Genomic DNA, 12,761 nt, shown 5'->3' on the forward strand with positions numbered 1-12,761 from the left:
GACCTGACTCAGCATTCATTCAACTAGGACCGTACTTTACCCGAGGCGATCCCGTCCCGCATGCAGGGCGCTCGCTCAAGCTGTACTCGAGACTATCTATGGACTACTTCATTATCACCATCGTTACGCTGGCCGGGCTGGTTTTCCATGCCTGGCTGTTCATCCGATTCAGACGCTGGGCGGACCGGGACCTGGCGCTTTCGTTGGCAGGAGATGACCCACAGAAGCGAGCGTGGGTCTTGCAGCGCCTTTCAGCTGCGAAAGATGCGCGCGTCAAACGTAAGGACTTGCAAGCATGGCTGGAAAGCGAATTAGCGCTCTACAACGAGCGCTGACATGAAAAAGAGGCCGCAACCGGCCTCTGATCAAAAGCTGAGCCCTCGGCTCAGGGCGCCAGACGCTCGCGCTGCCAGTTGCTGGCCAGGCGTCGATAGTTCAGCCGGTCATGCAGACGGCTGGGACGTCCCTGCCAGAACTCCATTCGCTCCGGCAGCAAACGATAACCGCCCCAATGAGGCGGGCAATGCGGGGCCTGGTCCAGAAAGCGCTGCTCCGTCTCGGCGAGAAGCCGTTCAAGCTCGGCACGATCGCGAATCACATGGCTTTGGGGTGAAGCCCAAGCGCCAAGGCGGCTACCCAGCGGACGCACCTGATAGTAAGCATCCGACTCGGCCGCGCTGACCTTCTCGACCCGTCCCTCGATACGTACCTGACGCTCTAGGCTGGGCCAGAAGAAGGTCATCGCAGCGAACGGACATGCTTCCAGCTGCTCGGCCTTGGCACTGTCATAGTTGCTGAAAAAGGTGAAGCCACGTTCATCCAATGCTTTGAGCAGAAGCACTCGGCAATGGGGGCGACCCTCGGCGTCTACCGTCGCCAAGGTCATGGCATTCGGTTCGACAGGCGGCTGCTCCGTTTGCACCGCATCCTGAAACCACTGCCGAAAGAGTTCGAACGGCTCTTCCGGCGCGTTCACTTCACTGAGTCCGTCACGCGTGTAATCGCGGCGCATATCGGCCAAGGATTGGGTCATCGCTGGTTTCCTGGAAGACAGTTGAAGCCAAAGCTTACCGGCTCTATGCCTTACCCCGCTTGATTCAACGCAAAAGTAGGCCGAATGGGCAGCGCGTCGATGACAGCGCCAAGTTATTTGGCTTTGCTGACTTCTGCGGCAGCGACTTGGGTCGGCTTGGCCGGCGCCTCGCTGTACTGGGTAATCAGTGCCAGCAAGGTTGGCTGAGGAGCCAGGACCATCTCGACACGCCTGTTCAGAGCACGGCCTTCTTCGTGCTCGTTTGAAGCACGCGGCATATCTGAACCCAGCCCACGAATGCGCAGCCGGTCGTGTTTCAAGCCACTCAACCGGAAAATTGCCGCTACGGCACCGGCACGCTGGCGGCTGATGTCGCGGTTAAGATCGGTCGGTCCCGTACTGTCAGCATGGCCAACCACAACCACGGCGGTCTTCTCGTCGCCTTCCACCAATTTCGCCACCCGACTAAGCGGGCCAAGCGTTACAGGCAGCAGCATGCCGGGGCGGTCGGGGTTGAAGGAGCCATCGACAGGTGCGGTGACCACTAATACGCCCTCACGGCGCTCAAGCTCGAAATGACTGTCCTTCAACGCATCGCGAAGGCGCGGCTCGTACCCATCCAACCAGGCAGCGTCAATCACAGAACTCGGCGCAGCAACCACTTCCACCGGCTTTTCGTCGTTGGAGCTGCAGCCGGCAATGACCATACAGAGTACAAGAGAGGCGCTTTTCAGCAGGTTCATGAGCCAATTTCCGTGGAAGAGGGTTGCGAAAACAAACTGCGCGGGTTGAACACGCAGCTTAAGCAAGGATTTGACTCAAATTGTGGACGCAGGTCCTTGTTCTGCAAAGTCTCACCCAGCCAAACAGACGAGTGGTTCAACCGATACATGCCTTGACTACACGTGCCAGAGATTGCGCGCGTGGATCCATCAGCACGTAAGGACCCATGGTGTTGGTGACAAAGCCGAAGGCCACTTCGCGCTGAGGATCGGCGAAACCGATGCAACCGCCGGCCCCCGGGTGGCCGAAGGCGCCCGGCCCCATTCCGAAGGTGGCGTTCTCAACGTCCGGCTGGTCTAGCCAGCAGCCTAGCGCGAAACGAGTCCGGGTGAGCAGCGTGCGGTCCTCACCGATGCAGTGTTCTCGCGTCATCTCGTCCAGCAGCTGGTAATCAAGCAGCTCCCCACGCAACAGGCCGTCATAAAAGCCCGCCAACGATCGCGCATTACCATGCCCGTTGGCAGCTGGCTGTGCCATTCGACGCCACTCCGGCTTATTCGCGCTGTTCATGATCGACGGTGGATTGGTAAAGGCGAGAGCCGTGAGCGACTGCGGATCGCACATCAGGGCTTTGATTACCCGTTGGGCAGCTGCGTCGCCAAGGTTGTTTTTCTCCCGTGTCAGATAACCGACTCGGTCAAACTCGCTATCGGCCAGACCGATATGGAAATCGAGCCCCAAAGGCCGAGCGGTGCGCGCAACTATCGCTTCACCCGGCTCACGGCCGTCGGCACGACGGATCAGTTCGCCTAGCAACCAACCATAGGTGATTGCGGCATAGCCGTGACCTTCACCTGGCGTCCACCAGGGCGTCTCGGCTGCGAGCGCCGCAGTCATCTTTTCCCAATCGTACAGAGCTTCGGGCGGTAGCGGCTGGCGAACCGCCGGCAGCCCGGCCTGGTGGCTGAGCAGTTGCCGTAGCGTGATGTCCTGTTTGCCGTTGACACCAAATTCCGGCCACACACGGGCAACCGGCTCATCCAGCTGCAGCTTGCCCTCCGCGACTAACTGCAGGGCAGCCACCGCGGTGAACGTCTTGGTGCAAGAAAACAGATTGACCAGGGTGTCGCTCTGCCAAGCCTGTTCACCGGCATTATCTGCGACGCCAGCCCACAGATCGACGACGGTTTCGCCACCAACCTTCACGCAGACAGCGGCGCCACGCTGCTGGGTCCGCACGAAAAGCTCGCTGAATGCGTCCCTGACCGCTTCGAAACGAAGATCGAAATACCCCTGAATTTGCACGTTTGTGCTCCTTACCAGGCTGATGGATTCAGCGCATTGTTCCAGTCACACCGAATCTGGCAAACAAATTCGAGTTCGCTGAAGAGACAATCATTCACTTGAATAACGGCGCATCTTGCTCGCTAGGCCAACATGCCACTAACCGATCTCGCGGCGGAACGGCGGCAACGCATTGAGGATGGCCTTTCCGTAGCGCTGCGTGACGACCCGGCGATCCAGCAGCGTGATCGTGCCGCGGTCCTCCTCAGTACGTAGCAGCCTTCCGCAGGCCTGTACGAGGCGCAAGGAGGCATCAGGTACGGCGATTTCCATGAAGGGATTACCGCCTCGCGCCTCGATCCACTCGGCCAACGCTGCTTCGACCGGGTCATCGGGTACAGCAAACGGAATCTTGGCAATCACCACGTGTTCGCAATACGCACCAGGGAGGTCGACTCCCTCTGCAAAGCTGGCGAGCCCGAACAGCACGCTCTTCTCGCCATCGTCCACGCGCGCCTTGTGCTTGTTAAGGGTCTCCTGCTTGGACAGATTGCCCTGAATGAGCACCCGCCGTCGCCAGTCCCGCTCCAGCCCGTCGAAAACGTCCTGCATCTGTTTACGCGACGAAAAAAGTACCAGCGTGCCGCGTGAAGCCTCCACCAGCTGCGGCAGATCCCGTACGATCGCAGCTGTGTGTGCAGCGGCATCCCGCGGGTCGGCCTTGAGATCGGGCACTCTCAGTACGCCAGCGTCGGCATGATGGAACGGGCTCGGCACCACCGCCGTAACAGCACAACGTGGCAACCCGGCACGCATGCGGTAGCGATCGAAACTGTTCAGTGCGGTGAGCGTGGCCGATGTTACCAGCGCGCCGTAGCAGACGTTCCACAGATTGCGGCGCAACGTCTCGGCCGCAAGGATCGGACTGGCGTTGACTTCGATATCGAACAGAGCGCCACCATCGGCCAGTGTCAGCCAGCGCGCCATGGGTGGGCTGTCTTCTGGATCGTCGACCGTGAAGGCCGTCCACAGCTCCCAGTTGCCCTGGGCCCGAGTGAGCAGACTGCCGAATAATGGATACCACTCCTCGGCCTGATGGCTGGCGATGCCCACACCCGTTTCGCCATCCATCGCCTCTTTGAGCAACTCGGTCAGCCGGGTGAACAGATCGTTCAGCTTGGCGAAGCCCTTTTTCAGCTCGATACCCAGCTCGATCAGATGCTCCGGGACCACACCACCCACGAACCGATGACGAGGCCGCTCGCGGCCCTCCATGTCTTCGCCGGCTCGGAAGTCAGCCAGCTGTTCGCAGGCACTGAACATGAATTGCTGTTGACTGCGAAGGTCTCGGGCGATTTCCGGAACCGCCTCGATCAGCCGGCCGAGATCGCCCGGCAGCGGATGCTGGGCGAGCAGCTTGGTCAGGTTCTTTTCGACCTGGGCAAGCCACTCGGCGGTAGAACGCAGGCGGGTGAAATGAGCGAAATGCCCGATCGCCTTATCCGGCAGATGATGGCCTTCGTCAAAGACATAGAGTGTGTCGCGCGGATCGGGCAGCACCGCCCCACCACCCAACGCGAGGTCTGCGAGCACCATGTCATGATTGGTGACGATGACGTCAACCTTGGTCATGCCTTCGCGCGCTTTGTAGAAGGCGCACTGCTGAAAGTTGGGGCAGTGGCGCCCGGTGCATTGACTGTGATCCGTGGTCAGGCGCGCCCAGTCGGGATCAGCCAACTCTTCAGGCCAACTGTCGCGATCACCATCCCAGCGGTTGCCTGCGAGCTTCTCGATCATGCTTCCGAAGAGCTTTTCGCTCCGCTCGTCCACATCGATGCGAAAGCCCTCTTCTTCGAACAATTGAGCGGTTGCGCTCTGCGCCTGCCCTTCCTGCAGCAGTGCGTCGAGTTTGGACAGGCAAAGATAACGACCGCGTCCCTTGGCCAGAGCAAAGGAAAAGCTCAGGCCGCTATTGCGCATCAGATCCGGCAGATCCTTGTGCACAATCTGCTCTTGCAACGCGACCGTAGCTGTTGCGATCACCAAGCGCTTGCCCGCCGCTTTGGCCGTCGGAATGGCAGCCAGGCTATAGGCGACAGTCTTGCCGGTGCCAGTGCCAGCCTCGACCGCGACGACAGCGGGCTCCCCATCGCGCCGCCCCTCATCGTCGGCCTTGATCGCACCGAGCACTTTCGCCACTTCGGCGATCATCAGACGCTGGCCATAACGGGGCTTGAGGCCCTTGGCTTCGAGAAACTGGGAGTAGGCGCCCTGGATCTGGGACTTGAGTTCAGTGCTGAGCATGGGCGCGGATGCTGTATATATTTTCAGTATTTCTGGAGGGTGGCTATGATAACGCGCGTTTCCTCAACCGCCACCGGAGATTTCCCATGACCGCATTCGCCGCGCTCTATTCACTACATGTACTAGCCGCAGTGATCTGGGTGGGAGGCATGTTCTTCGCCTGGATGGTCCTGCGCCCAGCGGCTGTTTCCGCACTACAGGCACCGGAACGGTTGAAGCTTTGGGCCGAAGTGTTTCGCCGCTTCTTTCGATGGGTCTGGGTTACAGTGCTGGTGCTTCCGATAAGTGGTATCGGTATGTGGCACATGCGCTTCGACGGGCTGGAGGCTGCGCCTCGCTACGTCCACATCATGGCCGGGATGTTCCTGGTGATGCTCGCCTTGTTCTGGCGCATACAGCTGCTGCAACTGCCCCAACTCAAGCGCGCGATCACCGCGCAGAACTGGCCGGAAGGTGGCGCTGCATTGGGCCAGATCCGCAAGCTTGTCGGCATTAATCTACTGGTGGGTCTGGCTGTGGTCGCGCTGGCAAGCGCGCGCCCCTTGTTCTGAAGCGGCCAATCGAAACAAAAAAACCGGGTCATACAACCCGGTTTTTTTACAGAGCCTGCGTTACGGACGCGCTTCGACCGACGCCTCAACGCGACGGTTAATGGCGCGGCCCAGCTCGGTCGAGTTATCAGCGACCGGACGCGACTCACCATAGCCCACCGCTTCAAGACGGTTGGCTTCAACACCGTAGCGGTTTACCAGTGCATCGCGAACGGACTCGGCACGCTGCATGGACAGACGTTGGTTATAAGCGTCAGTACCGATGGAATCGGTGTGACCCTCTACAGTCGTCGAGGTCTGGTCGTACTGCTTCATGAAGTCAGCAAGCACTTCGATGTCATCGTATGCGTCCTGACGGATGGTGGCTTTGTCGAAGTCGAATTTTACGTCCAGCTCAACCCGTACGGCCTCCATCACAGGCTCGGGCTCCGGCTCAGCCATCGGTGCAGGCTCAACCGTTTCAACCACGGCGACAGTCTCCTGCTCGGTGCCATTGGCCCAGCAGTAGGCTGCAGCCATGCCGCCACCAATCAATGCGCCATAACCTGTGTAGGTGCTGCTTTCTATCGCGCCCAACGCGGCGCCGGTTACGCCGCCAACAGCCGCGCAGCTGGGCCAATCTTGTTTCTGCACCCCTGCGCAGCCGGCCAGAAAGGTGGTCATCACAATCACGGGTACTGCTGTCCGTAAGCTACTCATCGTTAAAGCCTCCTAATGTGGGATCGGCCAGAGCTTTATGCGCCATAGCATAAGCAGCTCCAGTTATATCGAGACTAGGACGGCAGGCGCCAGCGCGCTAGTCTTTATACTTTGACAGACCGAGCGGACTGCAATCTCTGCATTCCGCTACGCCTGATATCGAGGAATCCCGGCTTGACCGCATCCCGCTCATCGCAGACGCCGCAGCAAGCTTTGGCCGCCCTGTTGGAACAACACCGTCCGGCCCGATTGCTGTATGTCGGTCGTAGCGAACTGCCCGCTATCGATGCATTCAGCCACAGCCATAACCACTGCCAGATCGATCGCGCACTGACCGGCCCACTGCCTGCAGACCTCGCGGCCCGCCGCTACGATCTCGCCCTGGTCGCTGACTGCCTGGAACACCTTCCGAAGCGCGACGGCCTGCAGTTGCTCGGCGGCATTCGCAATCTCAACACCAGCCGCATGGCGGTTTTGGTCGATCTGAATGCGTCGGACTGGCAGGCAACCGATTTTTACTCGCTGGCCTTACAGCTCAGCGGACGCTTCGAACGAGGCGGCCAAACGGTGACCCTCTTCACCTACGACCTACTGGATTACAAGCAGGTTCCAGACTGGCTCAATGCAAAGTACTGGGCCAATCCGCAAATGTTCGGCAAATATTGGTGGTGATTGACGATGTCTGATGATCAACCGACAGACGCAAATTGCCCCTGCGGCACCGGCGACCCCTACGGCGAATGTTGCGGTCGTTATCATCAAGGTCTACCAGCGCCTAGCGCTGAACAACTGATGCGGTCGCGATATAGCGCCTACGTTGTCGGGGCTATCGCTTACCTGCAGGCCACCACGCTGCCGGCACAGCAACAAGCTCTGGATCTGCAGTCCATGAAGGAGTGGAGCGCCAACAGTACCTGGCTGGGACTGGACGTTGAGCAAAGCCAAGTGCTCGGCGGACAGCCAGAACATGCGCTGGTCAGTTTTACCGCACGATGGCACGACGGAGCCGGAGAGCACGCTCAACATGAGCGCTCAGCGTTCGTGCAGCACAATGGACGCTGGTACTTCATTGACCCCACTGTCCCGCTGAAGGGCGGTCGCAACGACCCGTGCCCGTGCGGGAGTGGTCAGAAGTACAAGAAATGCTGTGCCACTTACTTCTAAAGAGCCAGCCAAAAAAAACCGGCTGTCGTGACGCTCAGCCGGTCGTTGGACTCAACGTCCAATCACTTCTCGACGAATGCTCGCTCGATCAGGTAGTGCCCAGGATCGCCCATCCGCGGCGATGCCTTCAGACCAAAGCTGTCGAGCACTTCGCTTGTTTCGGCCAGCATACTAGGGCTACCGCAGATCATCGCGCGGTCGTCTTCCGGGTTGATCGGCGGCAGGCCGATATCCGCAAACAGCTTGCCGCTGCGCATCAAGTCGGTCAGACGCCCCTGATTCTCGAACGCCTCGCGCGTGACGGTAGGGTAATAGATCAGCTTCTCTTTCAGGGCTTCGCCGAAGAATTCGTTCTGCGGCAGGTGCTCGGTTATAAACTCACGGTAGGCAACTTCGTTTGCGTAACGAACACCATGCACCAGGATGACTTTCTCGAAACGCTCATAGGTTTCCGGATCCTGGATCACGCTCATGAAAGGCGCCAGACCGGTTCCCGTACTCAGAAGATAAAGATGCTTGGCCGGCAACAGGTCGTCCAGCACCAACGTGCCAGTCGGCTTGCGACTGACCATCAGTGAATCACCTTCTTTCAGGTGCTGCAGGCGAGAGGTCAGCGGACCATCTGGCACCTTGATACTGAAGAACTCCAGATGCTCTTCATAATTGGGGCTCGCAATGCTGTAAGCACGCATGAGGGGTCGCCCTTCCACTTCGAGTCCGATCATCACGAACTGACCATTTTCAAAGCGCAGCCCCGGATTGCGGGTGGTTTTGAAACTGAACAGCGTGTCGTTCCAGTGATGCACACTGAGGACTCGCTCAACGTTCAGGTTGCTCATGTAGTGCTCCCCTTCTAGCGCACAACGGCGCATCAATATTTGCTGGCAGTTTACCGGGCCGACTAATATCCGCTAAACGAATATTAACGATATATGTTATCGGTTATATAGATATGCATTTCACACTCCGGCAGTTGCAGGTGTTCGTCGCGTTCGCGCGGCATGAAAGCGTTTCCCGTGCGGCTGAAAGCCTTGCCCTTTCACAGTCGGCGACCAGCACCTCACTGGCCGAACTGGAGCGCCAGTCGGGTTGCCAGCTGTTCGATCGTGCCGGTAAACGTCTGTGGCTGAACGCATTAGGCCACCAGCTATTGCCGCAGGCAGTAGGCTTGCTCGACCAGGCCAAAGCGATTGAGGATCTGCTCGCTGGCAAAACGGGATTCGGCTCGCTGAGCGTGGGCGCCACCCTGACGATCGGCAACTACCTCGCCACCTTGCTCATCGGCAGTTTTATGCAGCGTCACCCTGAATGCCGAGTGAAACTCCATGTGCAGAACACCGCGCATATTGTCCAGCAGGTTGCGCAACATGAACTTGATTTAGGTCTGATTGAGGGCGACTGCCAGCATCCAGAGATCGAAGTATTACCCTGGGTCGAGGACGAACTGGTGGTGTTTTGCGCGCCCCAGCATGCGTTGGCCGCCCACACTGCGGTGAGCCTGGATCAACTCTCGCGCGAAGCCTGGATTCTCCGCGAACAGGGCTCTGGTACTCGCCTGACCTTCGACCATGCCATGCGCCATCATCCGGCCAAATTGAACATTCGGCTCGAGCTGGAGCACACCGAGGCGATTAAACGAGCCGTCGAATCCGGGCTCGGGATCGGCTGCATTTCAAGATTGGCGCTACGCGATGCATTTCGCCGGGGCAGCCTGGTCGCTCTGGAAACACCCGAACTGGACCTTGCTCGGCAGTTCTATTTCATCTGGCACTCGATGAAATATCAGACCGCCGCCATGCGCGAATTTATCGAACAATGCCGAGCGCTGACGGCAGGCGTCCGCCGCAGTGATGAGATTGTGCTGCCGACGATTGCCTGACGCTGAGCCAGCGCGGTCGGCGAGGCATCTACAGGCAACAACGTGCCTTCAGCTGCTGGGGATTGAGCCCATCTGCTGCAACAGTAGAGCAGCCTGGGTTCGGGTGCGAACGCCCAACTTGCGAAAGATTGCGGTCACATGCGCCTTGATGGTCGCCTCGGAAACACTGAGTTCATAGGCGATCTGCTTGTTTAGCAAACCGTCGCACACCATGGTGAGCACGCGAAACTGCTGGGGCGTGAGGCTTGCGAGCCCTTCGCTGGCAGCCTTGGCTTCGGGGCTGACGTGCGCCACATCCTCGATATTGCTAGGCCACCAGACGTCGCCATCAAGCACGACCCGCACAGCCTGCTGAATCGTCTCGAGTGAGCTGGATTTGGGTATGAAACCGCTGGCGCCAAACTCGCGAGAGCGAGCAACAACCGCAGCGTCTTCCTGTGCAGAGATCATCACAACAGGCAGTTGGGGATACTGACCTCGCAGCAGCACCAGCCCGGAGAAGCCATAAGCGCCGGGCATATTGAGATCCAGCAATACCAGATCCCAGTCCGATGTTCGGGTCAGTTGAGCTTCGAGCTCGGCAATGCTAGCCGCCTCGGAAAGCCGAACATCATCGCCCAGGCCAAGCGTCAACGCTTGCTGGAGGGCACTGCGAAACAGGGGATGATCATCGGCGATAAGGATTTCGTAAGCAGCCATGGCGGACCTATAGTTTTTATTGGCGCTTCACCTGCCTGAGCCGGGTGCTGACAATCAGGACGGCAAGAACCCGCAATATGCTCGAGGGTGACCGCGGTGATGATATCGCGCCACCACGCGAAATTCGATCATCGTTCCGCATTTAATCAGCCGTTTGCCGCGCCGGACGGCGAAGCGGTGGCAAAGCCCATCGGTTTGATGCAAAGTTCGCGGTTTTTCCGCACGAGTTCAAACATGCGCAAACAAGCCCTTCGCGCCGATTTCTTAATGCTGATCACGGCCATGATCTGGGGAAGCGCATTCGTCGCACAGCGGGTCGGCATGGATAACATCGGGCCATTCCTGTTCACCGGCCTTCGCTTCGCATTGGGCGCAATCGTATTGTTGCCCTTGTTGCTGCACCAAGGTCGAGACGCTGCTCGCCACGAGCCATTCCTGCAGCGCGGATTGCTGCTTGGAGGCCTCAGCATGGGCCTCGCACTCACTATAGGCATCAACCTGCAACAGGTTGGCCTGCTGTTCACCAGCGTGACCAACTCTGGATTCATCACTGGCTTGTACGTCATCGTCGTGCCCTTACTCGGCCTGGCTATTGGCCAGAGGACCGGCATGGGCACCTGGCTAGGCGCAATACTCGCCGTGGTTGGCATGGCGCTGCTCAGCATCGACGAAAACTTTCAGATCGCTTCCGGCGACTGGATACAGTTGGCTGGCGCTTTCGTATGGGGCATTCATGTGTTGCTGGTGAGCTTTTTCGTGGGTCGTCATGACGCCATTCGCCTGGCCTTTCTGCAATTCGTGACCTGCGCGGTCGTCAGTCTGCTGCTGGCGGCAGTCTTCGAAGAAGCCAGCCTGAACAGCATCTGGCTTGCCGCGCCGGCCCTAATCTATGGCGGAATGTTCGCAGTGGGGGTTGGTTATACCTTGCAAGTCGTGGCGCAGAAGCACGCAATCGCCTCGCACGCGGCCATCATCCTCTCGCTCGAAGCGGTGTTCGCCGCACTTGCTGGAGCATTTTTGCTTGATGAAAGCCTAAGTCCGCGCGGTTATTTTGGTTGTGCGCTGATGTTCGTTGGCATGCTCGCCGCCCAACTCTGGCCGCGCAAGGATGTACCCGTGCCGGCTGCTACCGAAATCCCACAGGTGGCCAGGCACTGACCCACAGGCCAATATCAGCGCTGGCCAAGGGCAGCCAGCGCCCGATGAGTGGCATCCTCGGGGTCTGGTGCGCGGTGATACTTAGCACCCAGGTAATGGTCAGTGAACGCATCGAGCCAGGTATCCAGTGCCGCGGAGCCTTGGTCATCTCCAGCCAAGCCCAAGCACAACGCAGCGACCTCCGCGGTGCACAGGTGTTCGCTGCGGGTCGAGCGACGCAGGCGATAACGTGACAGTACGTCGGCCTGCAAGCTCAGCACAGGCAGATGATTCAGATAGGGGCTTTTACGAAACATCTTTCGCGCTTCGGTCCAGGTCGCATCCAGCAGGATGAACAGCGGGCGCTTCCCCGGTGTGACCTCAAGCTCCGTAACCACCCGATCTGGTTGCGCGTACTCACCCGGAAAGACCACCAGGGGCTGATAGCGGGCATCGGCCAGCAGCTCTAGCAGCGCAGCGTCTACACCGGTTCGTTGCCAGGTGAAGGCATAGGTTTCAGCCACGATATCGGCAATCAGCCAACCGGTATTGCTCGGTTTCAGCGGCTCGATATCGTGCATGATCAGGCAGACCGCGCTATTGGTCGTCACCGATGGCAGCCAGTCACACAGGCAATGGCTGAAGGCAACTCGGCAGCGGGCACACCGCGGCGTGCGAGAACCGCGGGCAATGAACGGTTTGGCGCTACGCGCCAGGCGAGCATCGCGAAGGCGGACGACGGCGTGAGTCATGATTGTTCGATCAACAGAGGGGGAGCGGAGTTTAACAGCCGCCCCCAAACCATGGCAGCGCTGAACCGTGAGGACCGACACCGGTCGAACGACGGCAGTCATCAGGAGATCACCATGCGCCGTCTGACCACACTTCTAACGCTTTGCCTCGCCCTGCCCTTCGCCCACACCGCATCCGCACAGGACCAGGCGCTCAGCCAATTGCTGGAAAAAGTCGCCCGTGAAAGCAGTGTAGGCACTCCACGTGCGATCAACTCCGACCTGCTCGACGAGGGCTACAGCGTCGACGGAAACGAGCTGGTCAACCATTTGAGCGTTCAGCCGCGCCACGCCGCGCAGATGCGAGACAACCCCAAGCAAGTCCGCACCCAACTGGCCGCCAGCGTTTGCAACAACGAGGGCCTGCGTCAGCTGATGAGCCAGGGCGCAGTGTTGCGCTTCGAGTTCAGTGAGTACCAGAGCAAGAAACCGATCACCACGGAACGCTATCGCTCCAGCGATTGCTGAAGCCGGCAACACGCCAAGGGCAGCATCGG

15 protein-coding genes are annotated in these 12,761 nt (G+C 59.2%); 7 read left to right on the forward strand and 8 right to left on the reverse strand.

Annotated features, from left to right (window positions below):
• Window positions 1-98: 98 nt before the first annotated feature.
• Complete coding sequence (locus tag CXK96_RS02475) at window positions 99-335, forward strand: hypothetical protein (protein ID WP_102834905.1); 237 nt, start codon at window positions 99-101, stop codon at window positions 333-335.
• A gap of 50 nt (window positions 336-385) precedes the next feature.
• Here the strand turns inward: CXK96_RS02475 and pdxH are convergent, their stop codons facing one another.
• From pdxH to dinG, 4 genes are all read right to left on the reverse strand, one after another.
• A complete protein-coding gene (gene pdxH / locus CXK96_RS02480; RefSeq protein ID WP_102834906.1) occupies window positions 386-1,033 on the reverse strand; it encodes a pyridoxamine 5'-phosphate oxidase in 648 nt (215 codons plus the stop codon).
• A gap of 113 nt (window positions 1,034-1,146) precedes the next feature.
• Entirely contained in the window at window positions 1,147-1,776 is a 630-nt protein-coding gene (locus tag CXK96_RS02485) for an OmpA family protein (RefSeq protein ID WP_102834907.1), read from the reverse strand.
• 136 nt (window positions 1,777-1,912) lie between these two features.
• Entirely contained in the window at window positions 1,913-3,061 is a 1,149-nt protein-coding gene (locus CXK96_RS02490; protein WP_102834908.1) for a serine hydrolase domain-containing protein, read from the reverse strand.
• Window positions 3,062-3,199: 138 nt separating this feature from the next.
• On the reverse strand, window positions 3,200-5,344 hold the full coding sequence (gene dinG, locus CXK96_RS02495) for an ATP-dependent DNA helicase DinG (RefSeq protein ID WP_102834909.1): 2,145 nt from the start codon (window positions 5,342-5,344) through the stop codon (window positions 3,200-3,202).
• Window positions 5,345-5,430: 86 nt separating this feature from the next.
• On the opposite strand from dinG, the gene CXK96_RS02500 reads away from it, so the two are divergent.
• Window positions 5,431-5,895 carry a CopD family protein gene (locus tag CXK96_RS02500; protein ID WP_102834910.1) on the forward strand — a complete coding sequence of 155 codons (465 nt, stop codon included), beginning with the start codon at window positions 5,431-5,433 and terminating at the stop codon, window positions 5,893-5,895.
• A 60-nt stretch (window positions 5,896-5,955) separates the two neighbouring features.
• On the opposite strand, the gene CXK96_RS02505 is transcribed toward CXK96_RS02500, so the two are convergent.
• Window positions 5,956-6,558 carry an OmpA family protein gene (locus CXK96_RS02505; RefSeq protein WP_102834911.1) on the reverse strand — a complete coding sequence of 201 codons (603 nt, stop codon included), beginning with the start codon at window positions 6,556-6,558 and terminating at the stop codon, window positions 5,956-5,958.
• Between the two features lie 210 nt (window positions 6,559-6,768).
• Between CXK96_RS02505 and CXK96_RS02510 the strand changes: the two genes are divergently transcribed.
• Together CXK96_RS02510 and CXK96_RS02515 are read left to right on the forward strand one after the other, a co-directional pair.
• The gene (locus CXK96_RS02510) at window positions 6,769-7,266 is read left to right on the forward strand and encodes a DUF6231 family protein (RefSeq protein ID WP_102834912.1); all 498 of its coding nucleotides are present in this window, start codon (window positions 6,769-6,771) and stop codon (window positions 7,264-7,266) included.
• Window positions 7,267-7,272: 6 nt separating this feature from the next.
• Window positions 7,273-7,758, forward strand: a complete 486-nt coding sequence (locus CXK96_RS02515) for a YchJ family protein (RefSeq protein ID WP_102834913.1) — start codon at window positions 7,273-7,275, stop codon at window positions 7,756-7,758.
• 62 nt (window positions 7,759-7,820) lie between these two features.
• Here the strand turns inward: CXK96_RS02515 and fpr are convergent, their stop codons facing one another.
• Window positions 7,821-8,597, reverse strand: coding sequence for a ferredoxin-NADP reductase (gene fpr / locus CXK96_RS02520; protein WP_102834914.1), 777 nt, complete (start codon window positions 8,595-8,597; stop codon window positions 7,821-7,823).
• Window positions 8,598-8,710: 113 nt separating this feature from the next.
• Between fpr and CXK96_RS02525 the strand changes: the two genes are divergently transcribed.
• Window positions 8,711-9,637 (forward strand): LysR family transcriptional regulator, encoded by a 927-nt coding sequence (locus CXK96_RS02525; protein WP_102834915.1) that lies wholly within the window; start codon window positions 8,711-8,713, stop codon window positions 9,635-9,637.
• Window positions 9,638-9,685: 48 nt separating this feature from the next.
• Here CXK96_RS02525 and erdR read toward each other — a convergent pair whose 3' ends face one another.
• On the reverse strand, window positions 9,686-10,336 hold the full coding sequence (erdR, locus tag CXK96_RS02530; RefSeq protein WP_102834916.1) for a response regulator transcription factor ErdR: 651 nt from the start codon (window positions 10,334-10,336) through the stop codon (window positions 9,686-9,688).
• A gap of 234 nt (window positions 10,337-10,570) precedes the next feature.
• Here erdR and CXK96_RS02535 point away from each other — a divergent pair, with 234 nt between their 5' ends.
• On the forward strand, window positions 10,571-11,494 hold the full coding sequence (locus tag CXK96_RS02535; RefSeq protein WP_102835038.1) for a DMT family transporter: 924 nt from the start codon (window positions 10,571-10,573) through the stop codon (window positions 11,492-11,494).
• A gap of 14 nt (window positions 11,495-11,508) precedes the next feature.
• Here the strand turns inward: CXK96_RS02535 and CXK96_RS02540 are convergent, their stop codons facing one another.
• Complete coding sequence (locus CXK96_RS02540) at window positions 11,509-12,225, reverse strand: tRNA-uridine aminocarboxypropyltransferase (RefSeq protein WP_102834917.1); 717 nt, start codon at window positions 12,223-12,225, stop codon at window positions 11,509-11,511.
• 114 nt (window positions 12,226-12,339) lie between these two features.
• Here CXK96_RS02540 and CXK96_RS02545 point away from each other — a divergent pair, with 114 nt between their 5' ends.
• Window positions 12,340-12,732 carry a PA3611 family quorum-sensing-regulated virulence factor gene (locus CXK96_RS02545; RefSeq protein ID WP_102835039.1) on the forward strand — a complete coding sequence of 131 codons (393 nt, stop codon included), beginning with the start codon at window positions 12,340-12,342 and terminating at the stop codon, window positions 12,730-12,732.
• The last annotated feature ends 29 nt before the right edge of the window (window positions 12,733-12,761 follow it).

This window comes from Stutzerimonas stutzeri (genome assembly GCF_002890895.1).
Lineage (GTDB): Bacteria > Pseudomonadota > Gammaproteobacteria > Pseudomonadales > Pseudomonadaceae > Stutzerimonas > Stutzerimonas stutzeri_AB.